The 17,886-nt window shown below is 35.9% G+C and carries 17 protein-coding genes; 5 read left to right on the forward strand and 12 right to left on the reverse strand.

Annotated features, from left to right (window positions below; all coding sequences use genetic code 11):
• Positions 1 to 176: 176 nt before the first annotated feature.
• The 5 genes from R1T42_RS13850 to R1T42_RS13870 all read right to left on the reverse strand — a co-directional run bounded on the left by R1T42_RS13850 (position 177) and on the right by R1T42_RS13870 (position 3,942).
• Positions 177 to 692 (reverse strand): hypothetical protein, encoded by a 516-nt coding sequence (locus R1T42_RS13850; RefSeq protein ID WP_317290744.1) that lies wholly within the window; start codon positions 690 to 692, stop codon positions 177 to 179.
• Positions 689 to 1,363: a M24 family metallopeptidase gene (locus tag R1T42_RS13855; protein WP_317290745.1), complete on the reverse strand. Its 675-nt coding sequence runs from the start codon at positions 1,361 to 1,363 to the stop codon at positions 689 to 691. Before R1T42_RS13855 ends, R1T42_RS13850 begins: the two co-directional genes overlap by 4 nt.
• The gene (locus tag R1T42_RS13860) at positions 1,360 to 1,644 is read right to left on the reverse strand and encodes a hypothetical protein (protein ID WP_317290746.1); all 285 of its coding nucleotides are present in this window, start codon (positions 1,642 to 1,644) and stop codon (positions 1,360 to 1,362) included. The genes R1T42_RS13855 and R1T42_RS13860 overlap by 4 nt, the downstream gene beginning before the upstream one ends.
• A gap of 112 nt (positions 1,645 to 1,756) precedes the next feature.
• Positions 1,757 to 3,109, reverse strand: a complete 1,353-nt coding sequence (locus tag R1T42_RS13865; RefSeq protein ID WP_317290747.1) for a UDP-N-acetylmuramate--L-alanine ligase — start codon at positions 3,107 to 3,109, stop codon at positions 1,757 to 1,759.
• Positions 3,110 to 3,183: 74 nt separating this feature from the next.
• A complete protein-coding gene (locus R1T42_RS13870) occupies positions 3,184 to 3,942 on the reverse strand; it encodes a tetratricopeptide repeat protein (protein WP_317290748.1) in 759 nt (252 codons plus the stop codon).
• Between the two features lie 142 nt (positions 3,943 to 4,084).
• On the opposite strand from R1T42_RS13870, the gene R1T42_RS13875 reads away from it, so the two are divergent.
• The gene (locus tag R1T42_RS13875; protein ID WP_317290749.1) at positions 4,085 to 10,648 is read left to right on the forward strand and encodes an alpha-2-macroglobulin family protein; all 6,564 of its coding nucleotides are present in this window, start codon (positions 4,085 to 4,087) and stop codon (positions 10,646 to 10,648) included.
• A gap of 184 nt (positions 10,649 to 10,832) precedes the next feature.
• On the opposite strand, the gene R1T42_RS13880 is transcribed toward R1T42_RS13875, so the two are convergent.
• Genes R1T42_RS13880 through pepE form a run of 7 tightly spaced genes read right to left on the reverse strand, consistent with a single transcriptional unit; the run spans position 10,833 to position 14,993 of the window.
• Entirely contained in the window at positions 10,833 to 11,480 is a 648-nt protein-coding gene (locus tag R1T42_RS13880; RefSeq protein WP_317290750.1) for a hypothetical protein, read from the reverse strand.
• Positions 11,481 to 11,492: 12 nt separating this feature from the next.
• Positions 11,493 to 12,260 (reverse strand): M48 family metalloprotease, encoded by a 768-nt coding sequence (locus tag R1T42_RS13885; RefSeq protein WP_036582405.1) that lies wholly within the window; start codon positions 12,258 to 12,260, stop codon positions 11,493 to 11,495.
• A gap of 55 nt (positions 12,261 to 12,315) precedes the next feature.
• Entirely contained in the window at positions 12,316 to 13,002 is a 687-nt protein-coding gene (locus R1T42_RS13890; RefSeq protein ID WP_317290751.1) for a M15 family metallopeptidase, read from the reverse strand.
• Positions 12,999 to 13,457 (reverse strand): GNAT family N-acetyltransferase, encoded by a 459-nt coding sequence (locus R1T42_RS13895; protein ID WP_235183331.1) that lies wholly within the window; start codon positions 13,455 to 13,457, stop codon positions 12,999 to 13,001. Before R1T42_RS13895 ends, R1T42_RS13890 begins: the two co-directional genes overlap by 4 nt.
• On the reverse strand, positions 13,438 to 13,974 hold the full coding sequence (locus R1T42_RS13900) for a GNAT family N-acetyltransferase (protein WP_317290752.1): 537 nt from the start codon (positions 13,972 to 13,974) through the stop codon (positions 13,438 to 13,440). The genes R1T42_RS13895 and R1T42_RS13900 overlap by 20 nt, the downstream gene beginning before the upstream one ends.
• Positions 13,971 to 14,255 (reverse strand): GNAT family N-acetyltransferase, encoded by a 285-nt coding sequence (locus R1T42_RS13905; protein ID WP_036582396.1) that lies wholly within the window; start codon positions 14,253 to 14,255, stop codon positions 13,971 to 13,973. Before R1T42_RS13905 ends, R1T42_RS13900 begins: the two co-directional genes overlap by 4 nt.
• Before the next feature lie 24 nt (positions 14,256 to 14,279).
• The gene (gene pepE / locus R1T42_RS13910; protein ID WP_317290753.1) at positions 14,280 to 14,993 is read right to left on the reverse strand and encodes a dipeptidase PepE; all 714 of its coding nucleotides are present in this window, start codon (positions 14,991 to 14,993) and stop codon (positions 14,280 to 14,282) included.
• 98 nt (positions 14,994 to 15,091) lie between these two features.
• Here pepE and R1T42_RS13915 point away from each other — a divergent pair, with 98 nt between their 5' ends.
• Genes R1T42_RS13915 through R1T42_RS13930 form a run of 4 tightly spaced genes read left to right on the forward strand, consistent with a single transcriptional unit; the run spans position 15,092 to position 17,862 of the window.
• Positions 15,092 to 15,919 carry a carboxypeptidase-like regulatory domain-containing protein gene (locus tag R1T42_RS13915; protein WP_317290754.1) on the forward strand — a complete coding sequence of 276 codons (828 nt, stop codon included), beginning with the start codon at positions 15,092 to 15,094 and terminating at the stop codon, positions 15,917 to 15,919.
• A complete protein-coding gene (locus R1T42_RS13920) occupies positions 15,912 to 16,730 on the forward strand; it encodes a hypothetical protein (RefSeq protein WP_036582387.1) in 819 nt (272 codons plus the stop codon). The genes R1T42_RS13915 and R1T42_RS13920 overlap by 8 nt, the downstream gene beginning before the upstream one ends.
• Before the next feature lie 12 nt (positions 16,731 to 16,742).
• The gene (locus R1T42_RS13925) at positions 16,743 to 17,282 is read left to right on the forward strand and encodes a hypothetical protein (protein ID WP_317290755.1); all 540 of its coding nucleotides are present in this window, start codon (positions 16,743 to 16,745) and stop codon (positions 17,280 to 17,282) included.
• A 34-nt stretch (positions 17,283 to 17,316) separates the two neighbouring features.
• The gene (locus tag R1T42_RS13930; RefSeq protein ID WP_317290756.1) at positions 17,317 to 17,862 is read left to right on the forward strand and encodes a DUF6702 family protein; all 546 of its coding nucleotides are present in this window, start codon (positions 17,317 to 17,319) and stop codon (positions 17,860 to 17,862) included.
• The last annotated feature ends 24 nt before the right edge of the window (positions 17,863 to 17,886 follow it).

The following is a 17,886-nucleotide window of genomic DNA, read 5'->3' on the forward strand; positions in this document are numbered from 1 at the left end:
AGCAGCCGTTGAACCTGTCATTCCGAATTTATTTCGGAATCTGCTAGTTATGAAAATGTAGGTTGTTATTACTTATAGGTTAAGCTCCTTTCCTAAGTTTAGGAAAGGTGGGCAATAGGAGCATTGCGACTATTGGTCGGAAAGGTTGAAAACGGATATTATCATAAGAAAGAACTTTAATCGCGAAACTTCATTAACCAGACATTCAAATCATGTTCTAATTTATAAAAGTCTTCATTTTTAGAATACTTCAGTTTTATTACAGACGCAATTCCTTCTTGTTGGGTCTGAGACTCTGATACATCTTCAAATAAAATGGATTTATGTGGTCTGTGGTTATGGTCATTTACAACCGCTTTAATTTCTTGAGTTAAGTTCATCTCTTGAACACCATCTTTAAACTTTCCATAATATGCTATGTATTTGAGTTTGTTGCCTTCAATGGTAAGAATTTCTTTTCCATTACGATTCCATAAAAACATTCTTATAAAATGCCATCCAAGTAATCCTAAGATTAGTAAACCTAAAAAATAGATCAAATGAATGCCTTTATTTTCTATCATTAAATACAGAATGAATAATGCTAGTAAGATTAAAGAACCTAATAATGCTATGAGAACAGTTCTTACCCATTCTTTTGCTGGTTCGACACGTACTATTAACTGATTCCCTTTAATTTCTATTTGTTTCATACCAACAATTGCTCAAAAAATCCACCAATTTCTCTAGCTCTATCTACAAAGTGAATTTCTAGAATCCATTCTCTTTTATTACCGTTTCCATCGGGTGCAAAAAGATTTTTATTATTCTCGGGATGGATATAATTGAGTTTGTTCTCGCTTTCTAGATTCTCATGCGGGAAATGACCGATTAAATGACCGGCGATAGGACCACCAAATTCCCAGCCATATTCCGTCGCTTTTTGAACGCAATAATCATAAAATGCCGCACCAGTTAGATCAGTTTGTGAGAAGTAGTAATCTCTACATTCTTGCCAGGCGGTTTCTATGTCTTTTTTTAATTTTATTTTCAGTGGATCGGTTCCTATCACATAAGTACGTCCGTAGTCTGCTTCCCATTCTTCCAGTATCGGGCCGAAGTCTAAAAAAACAATGTCATCTTCCTGAATTCGTAAATCTGCCGGGTTCTCGTCATAGGGATGTAAAGTGTTTGCTCCAGCTCTGACGATGCGTTTGTGCCAGTATTTTTTAATCCCAAATAGCTCATCTGCTAGTTGAAATACTTCAGTGTTTATTTCTTTTTCGGTTTTACCGGCCGCAATGATACTTCCGTTTTCTATCTCTTGAAACAGTTGTGCTGCTTTAGATTCGGCAGCGATGAGGTTTTTTAAAACTTCGTTCATTTTTTAAAATACTTTTTGATTAAAAATGCCATGAATACAACCGTTAACCAAGTTGAACAACAATCTAGCAATAGATTCTTTAAATTCCAACCAGCGTTAGGGATAGAATGTTTATCTAACCGGAACTCGTAATAGTAAGTAAAAGGAAAACCAATAGTAAACTCTTGACTTAAGTCTATATCACTTAATGGAGAGTGAATATCATTAAACAATGTAAAAAATGAGATGCTGAAGAAAATCAACATAGAAAGTAACGTATAAACTATTAGACTCTTAATCATTATTACTTCTTTGTGATTTTTACGACAATGCTACCTAATCTCATAGTCAAATTAAATGATCATATAGAGTTCGATAAATGGCACAACTGACTGTATGCTAAAAGCTTAAGCGTTATAATACATTTTTTAACTCCTCAAAGTCCAATCCGCCATAATTACCACTGCTCATCATTAAAACCGCTGTGTTATTAAAATCCTGACTGAATAACCATTTTTTAAAGTCGGCTGGATCTGTTTTTACGATGAGGTCATCTCTATCAAAAGATTCAAAAATTTGTTGCTCACTAATAGGTTCTAGTTTCTTAATCTCCACCGCATGTGGACTGTAAAACACCACAGCAACATCTGCTGCATCGAGTGTGTTTTTATACTGAACTAGAAATTCGGGATTCAAACTAGAATAGGTATGTAGTTCTAGACAAGCGATAAGCTTGCGTTCTGAATATTGATTATGAACCGCTCTAGTCGTTGCTTGAACCTTGCTAGGTGAATGTGCAAAGTCCTTATAGATAACACAGTTCTCATTTTGAGCTACTTTTTCTAAACGTTTAGAAGCGCCTTTAAAAGAAGCGATCGCCTCATAGAAATCATCTTCATCTATTCCCATGTGCTGACATATCCATTTTGCACCAGCAAGATTAGAAAGATTATGCTTTCCAAAAATCTCTATAGGCATATCACCTTCTGGTGTTTCTAGGTAAGTCGTTCCATTAATGATAGAATGAGCAGGAATAGAGTAGGCGTGTTTACGAGTAGGTTTGGTCGCTGCCTCCGCAATCGTTTTTACGGCTTCATCGTCCTCGTTGTAAACAAGGATACTTCCATCTCGCATACATTCTACAAATTCTGAAAACTGACTTAAGTAATTTTCCCAAGTTGGAAATACATTAATGTGATCCCACGCAATTCCAGAGATCAGAGCAATATTAGGCTGGTATAAATGAAATTTAGGTCTACGATCTATAGGACTTGATAAATACTCATCACCTTCTAGAATCATAAATTCATTATCATCTGTAAGATGCACCATGGTTTCAAAACCTTCTAATTGTGCACCTACCATATAATCTACCTCACGATCGTGATAATGCATCACGTGCAGTATCATAGAAGTAATCGTTGTTTTTCCATGAGAACCACCTATAACAACACGTGTTTTATTTTTAGACTGTTCATATAAATACTCTGGATAGCTATATATTTTTAAACCTAGTTCTTGAGCCTTCAATAACTCAGGATTATCGGCTTTTGCATGCATGCCTAAAATGACCGCATCTAGGTCAGCATTAATGTTCTCTGAATTCCATCCCATATGATCTGGTAGTAAACCGTATTTGTCCAATCTGGATTTACTAGGTTCAAAAATGGTATCGTCACTACCAGTAACCTGGTAACCTTTATGATGTAACGCAAGAGCGAGATTGTGCATGGCACTGCCGCCTATTGCGATAAAATGTACGCGCATAATAAGTAACTTTATAAGACGTAAAGCTACTAATAAAAGGCTGGAATGACTAAGGAATGGAGTGCTTTATGAGCTTAATCACCTACTAGATCATGATCTTTCTTAAGTCTAGAGATTTCTTCTAACAAACTGGATTCTTTGTGAGCTGCATACGCATCCTGTAATGTGATCAAAGCCTTGAGATACTCTTTAGTCTTTTTCTCATAAAGTGAGGCCAGTTTTTTATAAGTGGTAAGAGAACCACCTATTTCTATGGCTTTTTTATAACATTTCTCTGCAGCGCGATATTCTTTATCATACTCTTCAATATAACCTTGGGCTAGATGACCATCTACTGGTGATATTTTTAAAAGCTCATCGGCATATTTACGACTGGTTCTTAAGGATCCACCTACGATTCCAGGCAACTCACAATATAATTGCACCAGTGCCCATCTAGCCTCTACATGATTAGGGTCTAAGCTAGCCGCTTTTTTAAGATGAAATTTAATATCGTCCAGATAACCTAGCGCCTCAAGTTTTGAACTTTCTTTAGCGTGTAAACCTAATGTACCACCATATAAAAAATGGTAATCTGGATTAGAGTCATCTAGATCTAATAATCTTTTATAGTATGGAAATGCTTTTTTATAACGTTGAGCATGTGATTCAATATCGCCTAGTCTGCGCAATATTATGGGGTCTTTTTTGTTGTCTTGCAGTAAGGATTTATATATGGGCTTTGCGGCTTCATATTGCTCAGAGTTGAATAATGATTCCGCTTTCGCGAAAGCGTCCTGACTCCAACCCATTGCACTGCACAACAGTAATATGATAAAAAACATTTTTTTCATGCTCTAAATTTATCAAAAAGTGAGCCAATGCCATCAATAGAGTTGTTAAAAAGGATTTCCCTAATTCAAAAGGCTATTTCCCTCATTATAGATTGTAGAATGGTATGAACTATGTGTAGATTTATACAAGAATTAAAGAATTATGAGACCTAACCACTATATCACTGCTGTTTTAATATTGTTTGCGATGCAACAAGGTATTGCACAAAATTTTTATATCGATAAATGGCGCGAGGTAGAGCAATTTGAATTACAAGATAGAATTGAAGATGCTACTCAAGTAGTAGATGAAATTTATAAATATGCTAGACGTAAAAAAGATCGTGATCAATATATCAAGGTTTTCTTATTCAAATCAAAATACCAATTGATTAACGAGGAAGAAGCGCAGTATAAAATTATCGCTGAGCTGGATAAAATGATCGTAAAAGCTCAATTCCCTAATAAGAATATTTATAACGGAATAAGAGCTAAATTATTAGATGATTATGCTCGTGCAAATCAATGGAAAATTAGACAAAGAACAGCAGTAGAGGATGATGATGTAGATTTTAAAACATGGGATGCAACACGTTTTTATAGCGAGATTCATAATAGCTATCAGGCTTCTCTAGATCAGCCAGAGAAATTAGTTAAGATTCCGCTTAGTGATTACAGCGCTATCATAGGACCTATGGCACCAGCACGTTTTTTAAGACCTAGCTTACTGGACATATTATCGCACCAGGCTTTAAACTTTTATAAAAGCGGCTATTTCAATCTTACAAAACCTAAAGAAGAGTTTATAATCACTAAAGAAAATGCTTTTCTCAACACAGCACATTTATTGAAGTTAAAACGGCCAGCTGGAGATACCGTTTTTTCAAAATATGATGTGATGCAGCAGTATGCACATCTAGAAGCCATGCATTTAACATCAAACAATGACGCTGCTTTTATTCATGTCATTACTGATCGATTATGGTATGCGCAAAATCAGCTAGGAAATTATCAGGTTTATGAAGATTATGAAAAACAACTGCAAAGTATAATAACGTCTTATGATGCTAATCCAGCTGTTACTGAGGCTTATTATTATCTAGCTTTATATCATCAAAATCTAAGTAATCAGGTAGGTGAAGAACAGCAGTATAGTCATAGACAGAAAGCTATTCAATTAGTTAATAAAGCTATTGATTTATATCCTAAATCCTATGGAGCTGCGTTGTGCGAGCAATTGAAAAATCAGATGTATCAATCGAGCATCAATGTTCAGGTAGAAGATTTAATTATTCCCAACAGGCCACATCGTGGAGTAGTGAGTTATAGCAATGTAGAACAGATTGATTTATACTACATTAAAGTCTCTGTGGATGAGGATTTGAAGGATTTGCGATTTGCAGACAGTTTATATCAACAGTTTATCGATAAAGCAATTGATTCTCAAAATTTAGCTCATAAAGAATCTATTCAACTACCTAAAGGCGACGACACTTTTAACCACACCTATGAATATGTTGCACCAGCTATTGAAAAAGGTCGTTATGTGGTGATGGCAAAAACCGATAAAGCTGATGAAGTGAAATACGCACATACTTTTATAACAGTGACTAATCTGACTTTGTTTAAAAAAGATAGCGAACTAGGAACAGCATTACTTATAAAAGATAGAACTACCGGTAAGCCTATAGAAGGAGCTGTTATTCAAGTAACTTATAATAAAAAATCAAGGAATTTTAAATCAGATCGTGACGGCATAGCGATGTATAATATAAAAAGCATTAGAGGTCGTCAAGAAGTTTTAATTAGCAATAATGGAGATAGTTTATCAACAAACTACTATGGATATTATCGTGATAAAAATGATGTAGCTGTAGATCAAGAAATTTTTGATGTAAAGACATTTACTTACCTAGATCGAGCGATTTATAGACCAGGACAAACGGTTTATTTTAAAGCGATTCTATTAAAGAAAAAAGAAAGTGATAAGCAATCGAGTGTTGTCTCAAATGAACTTCTAGAAATCTATGCCGAAGATGTCAATGGGACAGAGATTTATAGAACTAAGTTAAAGACTAATGAGTTTGGTAGTATTCATGGATCTTTTGAAATTCCTAAAGATGTACTTACCGGAGAGTTTACTCTATATATTGACGAGCCTGATGAAGAAACGGCTTTTTACAATACAGTAAATGATTGGGAAGATGGTGAAATCAACTTTAAAGTAGAGGAATATAAACGTCCTACTTTTGAAGTAGATTTTAACGAAATCACTGAAACTTATAAGTTGGGTGATAGTGTTACGGTTTCTGGATTTGGGAAAGCCTTTTTGGGTAGTAATGTAACTAACGCAACAGTAACCTATAAAGTAATAAGAAGCTATAATTATGCAAGATGGCGCAGTGGTTATTACGGGAATAGTGAAAAAGTGATTTTACAAGGAGAAACCACCACAGATGCAGATGGAGTTTTTAAAATAAAATTCCTAGCCGAAAACGATAAAGATGCCGACTCAGAATATCAACCGCTGTACACCTATAAAATAGAAGCAGATCTTACTGATCTTAATGGAGAAACTAGAAGTGCTAGCACAACCATGCGAGTGGGAACAAATGCTATTCAAATAGCTTCTCAATTGCCTTATCAATTTACAACAGAAAAAAACACTTTAAAGGTAGGCGTTAAAAACTTGAACGGTCAGTTTGTCAATGGTAAACTTATCGTGGAATTACGCAAGCAACCGCAAGCATCTCATGTTATAATAGCTTCAGGATTACCGCAAGTCGAGTTTCAAGAACTAGATGATAAGACTTACCGCAACACATTCCCGTATGCCGAGTTAAGAAAAGACGAATTAGAAACCGACTGGAAAAAAGCACCTATTGTTTTCAAAAAAGAGCTCACTACAGATTCGTTAACAACTGTAGAGCTTCCAATAACAGAGAACTGGGATAATGGTGCTTATTATGTTTACATAAAAGCTGTAGAATCGGATCAAAGTTTTGATAATGAAGATGATGTAATAGATTCTAGAACAGAAAAGACAATTTGGGCAAATTTAGAGCTGCCATTAAAACCTGAAATTATTTCTGTATATAGTGACTACACAGAGGAAGCCGCTATTTTTAATGCCTTTACTTCCATGAACGGTGTTTATGCAACTCTTACCTTATGGACGGATAAAGAGTTGATAGAAGAAAAACTCATTTTCCTTAAAAAAGGAAAAACAGAATTAAAATATCCATGGTCTCAAATTAACGGAAAGCAAATAAGTATTCAATTACAAGTTCAAAAAGAAAATGGATTTGAACAAACTAATATGGCTACCGTCGAAAAACCAGTAGATCCAGTAGCTCAGTATCAAATCAAAACACAAAGCTTTAGAAATAAATTACAACCTGGTGGCGAAGAAACTTGGTCATTTACCATAAAAGATGATAATCAAATTCCTATGCAGGCTGAGGTGCTAGCGAGTATGTATGATAAGAGTCTGGATGAGTTTGCAACGGCAAATTGGAGTGCGCCGTTTATTAGAAATAATCAGTATTCTTTTTCTCCTAGTCTTTATCAAAACACTTCTTATAATAGATCTCAATCGCTCTATGTTCAGTTTCCTAGAAATAATAATTACAATAGCTCTTTATGTTATGATTCATTTAATTTTTTTGGATTAAGTTTTAATAATTTTTATGGCAACTATAATTATTATAAAGAAATTACTAGAAGAAAATTTAAAAAACTGGAGGCTAAAAAGGGTTTTATCACGGGTCAAGTTATGGATACCACTGGCGAGCCTGTTTTAGGAGCTACCATATTAATTAAGGGTTCTGAACGTGCTGTAACTACTGACTTTGACGGTGTGTTTTCTATCCAAGCTATTCCAGAAGATGTATTAGCGTTTTCGTTTGCTGGGTACACTCCTCAAGAAATTACAGTGGGAAGTCAGGAAGTTGTCAATGTTGTTATGAAAGAAAGTTTAAATGCAGTAATCGTAACGGCATATGGAACAGCAATGATGTCTAGTGAAATGATTCAAAATGAGCCTGTTGGTGATTTTGAGATGATTATAGATGGCAAAGCTCCAGGATTATTAGTAAATGCAGGTTCAGGTCAACCTGTTGTAGCTGCCAAAGTAAGAATAAGAGGAACTGTAAGTATAGATGGTGCAAATGATCCACTATACATTGTAGATGGTGAAGTAGTTACAGGTGGGGAATTTGCAAAAATGAATGCTAATAGTTTCAATTCGGTTAGTGTTTTAAAAGATGCACAAGCCACTGCTCTTTACGGTAGTAGAGCTGCGGCTGGTGTTATAGTTATTTCTACTAAAGATGGAGTCACTTCAAATGATTTGATTCTACGAGAAATGAATTTAAATAATGTTCAAGCCCGCAAAAACCTTCAAGAAACCGCTTTCTTTTTTCCTGAATTAAGAACTGATAAAAAAGGGTATTTAAAATTCTCATTCACTTCTCCAGAGACATTAACCCAATGGAAACTACGACTACTAGCGCACGATAAAAAAGGAAAAACAGCACAATTAGAACAACTTGTGGTGACTCAAAAGGAACTCAACGTTATTCCTAATGCGCCACGTTTTTTAAGAGAAACAGACACCATACGTTTCTCTGCAAAAATCGCAAATTTGTCAGACGCTGCTATGGATGGAACAGCGCGACTGCAGCTCTTTGACGCCATGACTATGAAAGCGATTGATGTAGAATTAGGCAACGTAAATAACAACAGAGATTTTACCATAGAAAAAGATGGCAACACCTCAGTAAACTGGACTTTTAGAATTCCGCTAGGGACGCAAGCGGTGACGTATCGAGTGGTGGCTGCTGCAGGAAACTTTTCTGACGGAGAAGAAAATACATTGCCAGTACTATCTAACCGCATGCTGGTGAGTGAGTCGAGAGCGCTTTGGGTACGTGCTGGTGAAACTAAAACAGCCGTTATGGACAACTTGTCAGCGAGCGATTCTGGTACGATGGCACATCATCAAATGGTGTTTGAATACACTTCTAACCCGTCTTGGTATGCGATTAAATCATTGCCGTATTTAATGGAATATGAACATGAATGTGCAGAGCAAACTTTTTCTCGCTACTATGCAAACGCTATGGCACATCATATTTTAACGAGTAATCCTAAGGTGAAAATGGTTTTTGATAGTTGGGCACAAAACGGCACCAATGTAAGTGCGCTTGAGAAAAATGAGGAGTTAAAAACAGTGATGTTATCGCACACGCCATGGCTGCGTGATGCACAAAGTGAAGCGCAAAAACAACAGCGAATCGCCACATTATTTGATCTGGCCGAAACTGCCAAACAGAAAAAGAAAACACTTGCAAAATTAGAAAAGCTGCAAGGTGATTCTGGTGGTTTCCCATGGTTTAATGGTGGATATACTAATGAGTATATCACGCGTCACATTGCCGCTGGATTAGGTCACATGAAAAAATTAGGTATTAAAAATGATGACACGCCACAGACCGATCGCATGTATAAAAATGCGATAGATGCACTGGATACAGAGTGGAAAAAAAGATTTAATCGCTATCTAGAAAACCATCAAACACTTAAAGATTATAGTTATGGAAATGCGTTTTGGCATTATCAGTATGCGAGAAGTTTTGATGTTTCTATTACAGAAAACAGTGACGAAGTATTAGAGAAGGCTATGGAGTACGCTTTCGCGAAAGCGGAAAAATCATATTCCTCACAGCCACTATATACTAAGTTGCTTATGGCCATCACACTGCATCGCAATGGTAAGACCAAACTAGCCAGCTCCATCATGGAAGGATTGAAACAAACTGCCGTTAAAAGCGATGAAAATGGAATGTACTGGAAAGAAAATAAAAATAGCTGGTACTGGTACAGTAGCGATATCCAGACGCAAGCTCTTGCCATAGAGGCATTTCAAGAAGTCACCGCCGATTTAAATAGTATCGAAGAACTTAAAATATGGTTACTTAAAAATAAAAGAACTAACCAGTGGAAATCCACAAAAGCAACTGCCGATGCTACATATGCATTATTGCTACAAGGTGGAAAATGGCTGGACGTTGAAGAAAATAACAAAATCACATGGGGAAATAAACCATTGCCAGTAGATAAGATGAAAGCAGTAGAGAAAGAAGCCGGAACGGGTTACTTTAAAATCACCATGAATGCGCCTGAGGTTTATAAGGAATTTGGAACGGTAACGGTAAAAAACAAGAGTGATGTAACAGGTTATGGTGCGCTTTACTGGCAGTATTTTGAGGATCTAGATAAGATTAAAGTAGATGATGATTTGCCATTATCTGTAAAGAAAAAACTCTTCAAAAAAGTAATGACCGATAGTGGAGAGAAGCTAGAGGAAATAACTAGTGAAGATCCTTTAAAAATAGGCGATCTAATCACAGTCAGATTGATTATTAAAACAAATGCTGATATGGATTTTGTCCATTTAAAAGACATGCGTGCCAGTGGTTTTGAACCTGTAGATGTGATTTCAAAATATAAATGGCAAGATGGATTAGGCTATTATCAAAGCACTAAAGATGTAGCAACGCATTTCTTTTTTGATCAGATGAATAAAGGAACTTATGTTTTTGAATACGACGTGCGAGCCAGCAATGCTGGACAATTTTCTAATGGTATTACACAACTAGAATGTATGTATGCTCCAGAATTCTCAAGTCACAGTGAAGGAATGAGAGTGAAGATCGAGGAATGATTTTAAAACATCTTAAAATAAAAGCAACATGAACTTGGACGTCGTATTTCGAGTGTCTCAATGCTCACTTAATTGAACTTGAAGAGCCACGTTAAGCAAGTAGTGGGCAGTTGGAAGAATAATATTTAGGTTGACCAACGGTTTTTTAAAATTTAAAAATAAAATTTTTCACCAATTACCAAATCTAAACTACCTCTTCATCTAGCCTCATAGGCTCTGTAGTAATAGGGCTTATCGTAGGATAGTAATTGCGTTTATAGTGATCGCGTTCATCTTCGCCTAGTTTTTTGATTACTTGATTAGCAAGGTTTTTAGTTACGAGCACTTCTTCTTGATTTGGGAAGTGTGGGAACTTTACTTTCCAGCCTAGTATTTTTTTAGATTTACGTTTAATGTATTCCTGAGGAGTGAATTGCTCATGGTATGCATGTATAAACTCATGACCTAGAAGAGAAGCGCTGGAAACTCTACCTGTATTATGTTTAGACCACGGTTTTCTTAAGTTTTTACGAAACATTGCTCCGTCAGTATCAAAAAAAGTTATCGTATCTGTTGATGGGCTATAAGTGTTTTTTTCTCCGTCACGTATAGTGATGCTTTTTCCGTGTCGCTGGATAAACTCTTCTAAAATGTTGACTGTTTTGCCATCATTAAATTCTACTTCTAGTGCTTTAGTTTCATACAGAAAGTCTAATGTCATCATGCAATTATTGTAAAACAATGTTGCATTAGCATCTGGTTGACGATTTGGATAATAGTGATATGGCGAGGTGTGCCACTGCTTTCCATCGTGCCATAAAATTTTAATATTGCTTTCTAACATGATACTCATAAATGCTATGTATTATTTCCCGTATTTACGGATGGCTTCTTTAATGCGTTCAACACGGTTTTCTGGATCTGGATGTGTGCTTTGAAACTCTGGAGCACGATTGGGTCCAGCGGCATTTTTTAAAATTTCCATGACGCCTATCATTTCATAAGGGTCATAACCGGCGTCTATCATCATTTTAACACCTAGATCATCACTCTGTAATTCGTCATCACGTCCATATTTCATGGTTAGCATTTGAGCGATAGAGGCTGCTGCCTCGCCGCCGCCATCTGTCCCAACACTTACACCAGTGATAACGCCTTGTGCCAGTCCTTGCTGGCTCATACGCTCTGCACTATGTCTTGCAATGACGTGACCTATTTCGTGTCCCATGACGCCTGCTAGTTGATCTTCATTTTCTAGCTGACTATAAAGAGCTGCAGTAATGAAACACTGTCCACCAGGTAATGCAAATGCGTTTATTGTTCTGTCATCTGCGAGGAGATGAAAGTCGTATTGATAGTCTGTATTTCTACCTATGCTGCTATTGACTAACTTTTTACCTACACGGTCTAGTTGAGCTTGTGCATTTTGATCTGGATGCAAGCCGCCGTATTCAGCAATCATACTAGGAGCAGCACTTAATCCCATGGCGATTTCTTGATCTGTACTCAAGTCTACATATTGGGTTTCGCCAGTGAAGTTGTTCGTTTCTGCACTTGAGCAATATTTAAGAACAGCAAAAGCAACAATGGCTAGTCCTATAAATAATCTGATTTTTCCTGATCCGCCTCTCATGATGGTTAGTTTTATAACATGCCTAAATTAGAAAAAAAATAACGGAATCATTTTTTTATTGAAGTGAAGGATTCACTCCTTTAATGTGTTCGTTATAATACCTTAATAAACGTTCATCGCTTATTTTTTCCATCCCTAGAATGTCTTGACTTCTTAAAAAGATCAAGAAGTCGGTTTCTGAAAGGTATTCTTTGAGCAACTTACGCGAAAGCGGTGCATAGCTATAATGCCATGGTTCATATTTAAAACCTGTTCGATTTTCATTTAGTGTATAGACCAGTTCAAAACCATAGGTGGCTGCGTGTTGTTCCATCCAGTCTTTCATCTTGCAAAAAGGTCCTTCTCCGTGGAATTTATTGGGTACTAGTACATCACCGCTGTATGAAGCGCCTTGATCTATAATGTCCATGTCTGTTCCCCAGTGATGTCTACTCGTTCCTGGAACGGTTGAATATTCTACGATTTTATCAAATATAGCATCTGGAGCAAGGCTTTGAGCGGCATATTTTTTATATTTTCTATTCCAGATTTGCCGCTGTCTATTAAAACTACGATACCCAGAGACGATTTTTAGATCGATACCATCTTTAAGTGCAGCGGCTCGCATTTTATTGAACGCACTTTGTGCATCTGACTCTAGCGCATTCTCAACATTTGTAGTTTGTCCAGTAAGTTGCTGAGTGCTTATTTGCGCAGTAGTGCTTGCAAAGAGGAATAAAAAGAATATGGTTGTTAAATTCATAATGCTTTATACATTTTATAATGGATACCTACTGTAGCAATTTCAAATGGTTCACTTACTATTTGATATCCTTTTTTCTTATAAAAAGATACCGCGCTTTCACGAGCGTTGAACCATAATGCGAGCACATTTTTATTTTTCAGCATTTCTTCGGCATGATTAATTAGTTGACTACCTAGTTGTTGACCTTGAATTTCTGCCTTTATCGCCATTCCTCTTAATTGATAACACTGTTGATGTTCTAGCGAAATTAATTCTTCAATATTAAGATCTTTATTCATTAAAAATGTTGCAACGCCATGGAGTCGTTCTTCTACAAAGATGCCTAAATGAATGGTCGTATTTAAATCATCGCCCTCAAAATAACAATCTGTTATAGGTCTACCAGCTCTTAAGACTGGATGACGTACTGGATAAGTCTCAATACCAGAAATATTACGAATTTCTAAATTCATTATTTGTGATTTTATAGCATCGCGCAGGTTTAACTCCAGACCATAAAAATCGATGGTCTAACTTCATTTTTAATCGTTGTGCTACTTTTTGTGAACCATAATTATGCTCATGTATATGAGCTTCAACAACTTTTAAATGATGATCTTCAAATGCGTGTTGTAATACGCGTCTAGTTGATTCTGTTGCATATCCTTTACCCCAATATTTTTTCATAAAACGATAGCCAGTATCCACAAAGTCGCCGTCTACATGATATTTTAGTCCCGTCCAGCCTATAAATACATCATCTTCCTTACGTATCACAGCCAGTCTACCCATATGATATTTTCTAATCTGACCTTGAGGATTATTACTGTAGTCTATAGCAAATTTGCGTGCGTCTTCTACATCTTTAAAAGGTATGTCACCTGTGTAACGCATGACCTCTTCATCATCATTAAGTTCAAATAAATAGGGTGCATCAGACTCTTCAAAAGGCCTTAGAATTAATCGATCTGTTTCAAATCTTAGTATCATACACGAGTATCACTCCAGTCACTATGTCTGTCAAAAACAACTTCGGCAAATGGACATAATGGATTGATTTTTAAGTTTTCCGCTTTCGCGAAAGTATAACTTGCTTCTATCAATTTACTACCTAAACCATTACCTTCCATACTTGGGTTAACTTCAGTATGATCAATGGTCATGATTTGATTTTCTAAGGTGTAAGTTAGTTCAGCAACAGTGTTGCCGTCCTTCTTCATGTAAAAGATTCCTCTTTTATCGTTCTGTTTATGTTGAATAGGAAAGTCCATTATTTTTATTTTAAAATTACTTTATTACACTAATTGCGCAAAATTATATCCGGTTTTCACTTCTAGAGGCTCTTGATCTTTAAGGAATACACGAGCTGTATGTGGTCCATGTAAAATTTCTTGGTCATTTTTCACTCTAATATAACTACCTTCTCTAAGTCCTATTACTGGAATGGCGTTGTAAAAATGAAATTCCTTAATACGTTGCTCGCGTGTTTCTCCCATATGCGTAGAGCCTTCAATAGGGTCTAGATAATGTGGATTAATGTTGTATCCTAGGGCACCTGTGGTTTTAAAGGTTGCAGGTTCTACAATAGGCATGTCATTTGTTGTGCGCATGTTAAGACCACAAATGTTACTACCAGCACTAGTTCCCATGTAAAAGGTACCATTAAAAATAACTTTTCTTAATGATGTCATTAATTCTAGATCGTGAAGCGCTTTTACTAGTTGAAATGTATTACCACCACCTGTAAAAATTGCTGTTGCTTGCAATAGCGCATCTTCTTTATCTTCTGCGGTATGTAGGCCAGTAACACTGATTCCGTGAGGTTGTAAAACTTGGTGTACTTTTTGAGTATACGCATCATGTGATATGCCACCTGGTCTTGCAAATGGAATAAACAATAGGTCTGTGATATTTTCTTCTTTAAAAACAGTTAGTAAATCTTCTAGCAAATATTGAAGGTAACCACTGCCATGTATGGTTGATGTACTTGCAACAATCATGTTTCTCATAAGAAAGCTTTTGAGCAAAGGTATTTAACAATTAATTGGATAATGTTATCGTTATCTAAAAGGCAATTTGATTTAAATTGCTTAACATAAATTCAACTATGAAAAATTTCATTTACATATTTCTGTTTTTGGGAATGTTATCTAATGCCCAAGTACAACGTGTACAGATCAAAGGAACCATAAGTTCAGAACTAAATACAGATTTAAGCGGTATTACAATTTTTAACAACAGTTCTCTAGAAGGTACAGTTACAAACGATAGTGGAGTGTTTTATATCGATGTAAAAAAAGGAGATCAACTATCCTTTAAGGCAATTCAATTTGAATCATTCTCTTTAAACGTGTCTGAAAAGGTTGTTGAAGAAAAGAGAATTGATTTAGGTCTTAATCCAGACGTTAAAGATTTAGAGACCGTTAATTTAAGCACCACTAGTTTTATGATTCCGGTTAAAAGAATAGAAACCGTAGATTCTGGATTAGAGAAAGTGTCTCTTGAAAATATTAAAACAGCAGCAGTTGATCGTATCGATAACACATTTTCTAATCGTGTGAGACAACCAGAAGAGTACGAGGTGCGTGCAGAAGCCTTTCAGCAAAGTCAGCCACGATTTAATATGGTAGGTCTTTCAACTACTATAAATACTGCTAATATTGCGAGAAGCCTTGATGTAAAGAATATATCTAAAGATGATAGTGTGCCCATTGAGACTAATGCGCTAGTATTACTCAAAAATAAATACAGTAAAGAATACCTTTTAAATTATCTAGATTTGGAAGAAAAAGACTTTATTGAATATGGGTATTTTGTGCAAGATAATGGTCTTACTAAAGATCTTGTTCAGGCCGATAATGAATTAGATCTTTTAGAGTTTCTATCTCAGCAAGCTGTTATATTTAAAAAGCGTAAAAAGAGAACAAATGAATAAGTTTCTACTTTTGTTTTTGATCTCTTATATGGCCATAGGCCAGCAAGAGCGCGTTCAGATTTCTGGTTATATTCAAAATGAGCTAGATGAACCTGTTGAAGGGATTACTATTTTCAATGAAAACAGTTATGAGGTAACAGTAACATCTGCAACAGGTTCTTATCGAATAGATGTTATGGCTGGCGACAAAATTGTTTTTAAATCTGTTGATCATGAGCCGGTCACACTTATAGTTACAGATCGTACCATAAAAGAAAAAGTAGTTGCAATTACATTAGGTAGTGGAGTGAATGTGCTGGATGAGGTACTCTTAGAAGGTGATCAAAACATCAGCTTAAACCTCAAAAGACTTGAAACGGCAGACACTAGACTCGAAAAAATTTCTGGACAAAACATGTGGACACCAGCAATCGATAGAACTGAGAATACATTGTCTGATATGGTGCGCCAGCCAGAAGATTATGATTTACGCCATGAGGCTATGATGCAATCCCAGCCACGTTACAACATGTTTAATCTGGTAGGTTTGCTAGCAGCAGTAGTATTAAACACGGCACTTAATGCTATTAATTTTGATTTTGGATCAGCAAACACGGTTGAAGAACGTTTTGATGTTGCAGTTTTGAAAAATCAGTTTGATGCAGATTATCTAGTAGAGTTTTTAGATATTGATAAAGAGAATCTTTACGATTTCATTTATTTTGCAACAGATCGAGGATTGAATAATCAACTCATGCAACCAGAAAATGAACTCGTTTTACTGCAGTTCTTGTCAGACACTGCAACAGCCTATAAAGAAAGAAAGCAATAATTAAAAGATACAATGATGAAAAAAATAACCACATTATTATTCATGGCAGTTGCCTTGGTAATGACGACATCCTGCGATAGTGATGATGACTTACCGGTCTCGCAACCTATTCAAGTAAATACTTTTTGCTATGGAGACCAGACGACTGATTTTGAAACCATAGGTGCCATTAGAGAAGAGCCTCAACTTAGTGGTGGCACAGGCGTATTAACAGAAGTTACCGTATTAGGTGACGGGTTACAACTCAACGATATGGATGAAATAGAAGGAGCTGGCGTTTTGATGCGAATCAATTTTTATGGTAATTCTGTAGATAATTTTCAAACAGGACTCTATCAGATTGCAAGCACTGAAGAGCCAGTAGACGCATCCCTAAGTTACAGTCTTGATTTTGATTCAACTTCAATGTTAAATGCTTCAGTTGCATTAGAAAGCGGATTCATAAGAGTGGAGACTTATCAAACTGGATATGCTATTACGGTAGATGGACTAGATACAAACGGTGATGAATTTCATGGTGTTTATCTAGGAAACGTAGCTCTTTTACAATAGACTAATTTTAAAAGGATTAAATCCTTACTTCTATATGAAATATATATTCCTATTCTTATTGATGCCATTTCTATCACAGGCATCTTATGGAAATCATGATGCTGATGAATTACACTTTCGCGAAAGCGTAAACATTACAGCTCATAAATATTACTTGTCAGTATCAAATCTAAAGTATAATGCAAAGGCCGGAGCACTTCAAATGACCTCTCGTTTTTTTATTGATGATTTAGAAGATGTACTGTCTGCAAGAGCAGATGAGAATATCATACTGACGGAAGATGGTAACTTAACAAAGCATAAACAATTAATAGGTGATTACTTTACTTCTAGATTACGTGTCAAAGTTGATGGAGATTTAATACCTATCGATTACTTAGGGTCGGAGATAGATAACGATCAATTAGTATTATACATTGAGATACCTGTAGATCGAGAACCTTTAGAAATCGAGATGCGATTTACAGCACTTATGGAGCTATTTGAAGATCAAAAAAATATGGTTCATCTTAAAATAAGAGGTGAACGTAAGACATTACTTATGGTTGCAAAAAAGAAAATAGACTCTGTGAAGTTTTAGTTAAATTTCTTTTGAGTAATCTAT

Source organism: Nonlabens ulvanivorans, assembly GCF_032922765.1.
Classification (GTDB): Bacteria; Bacteroidota; Bacteroidia; order Flavobacteriales; family Flavobacteriaceae; genus Nonlabens; species Nonlabens ulvanivorans.

Bases quoted from the DNA above. Each gene is read 5' to 3' on its own strand.
- R1T42_RS13900 (WP_317290752.1), bottom strand. From the start codon at position 13,974: ATGATACTAAGATTTGAAACAGATCGATTAATTCTAAGGCCTTTTGAA.
- R1T42_RS13885 (WP_036582405.1), bottom strand. From the start codon at position 12,260: ATGAGAGGCGGATCAGGAAAAATCAGATTATTTATAGGACTAGCCATT.
- R1T42_RS13905 (WP_036582396.1), bottom strand. From the start codon at position 14,255: ATGGACTTTCCTATTCAACATAAACAGAACGATAAAAGAGGAATCTTT.
- R1T42_RS13870 (WP_317290748.1), bottom strand. From the start codon at position 3,942: ATGAAAAAAATGTTTTTTATCATATTACTGTTGTGCAGTGCAATGGGT.
- R1T42_RS13875 (WP_317290749.1), top strand. From the start codon at position 4,085: ATGAGACCTAACCACTATATCACTGCTGTTTTAATATTGTTTGCGATG.
- R1T42_RS13865 (WP_317290747.1), bottom strand. From the start codon at position 3,109: ATGCGCGTACATTTTATCGCAATAGGCGGCAGTGCCATGCACAATCTC.
- R1T42_RS13880 (WP_317290750.1), bottom strand. From the start codon at position 11,480: ATGAGTATCATGTTAGAAAGCAATATTAAAATTTTATGGCACGATGGA.
- R1T42_RS13915 (WP_317290754.1), top strand. From the start codon at position 15,092: ATGAAAAATTTCATTTACATATTTCTGTTTTTGGGAATGTTATCTAAT.
- R1T42_RS13860 (WP_317290746.1), bottom strand. From the start codon at position 1,644: ATGATTAAGAGTCTAATAGTTTATACGTTACTTTCTATGTTGATTTTC.
- pepE (WP_317290753.1), bottom strand. From the start codon at position 14,993: ATGAGAAACATGATTGTTGCAAGTACATCAACCATACATGGCAGTGGT.
- R1T42_RS13895 (WP_235183331.1), bottom strand. From the start codon at position 13,457: ATGAATTTAGAAATTCGTAATATTTCTGGTATTGAGACTTATCCAGTA.
- R1T42_RS13930 (WP_317290756.1), top strand. From the start codon at position 17,317: ATGAAATATATATTCCTATTCTTATTGATGCCATTTCTATCACAGGCA.
- R1T42_RS13925 (WP_317290755.1), top strand. From the start codon at position 16,743: ATGATGAAAAAAATAACCACATTATTATTCATGGCAGTTGCCTTGGTA.
- R1T42_RS13890 (WP_317290751.1), bottom strand. From the start codon at position 13,002: ATGAATTTAACAACCATATTCTTTTTATTCCTCTTTGCAAGCACTACT.
- R1T42_RS13850 (WP_317290744.1), bottom strand. From the start codon at position 692: ATGAAACAAATAGAAATTAAAGGGAATCAGTTAATAGTACGTGTCGAA.
- R1T42_RS13855 (WP_317290745.1), bottom strand. From the start codon at position 1,363: ATGAACGAAGTTTTAAAAAACCTCATCGCTGCCGAATCTAAAGCAGCA.
- R1T42_RS13920 (WP_036582387.1), top strand. From the start codon at position 15,912: ATGAATAAGTTTCTACTTTTGTTTTTGATCTCTTATATGGCCATAGGC.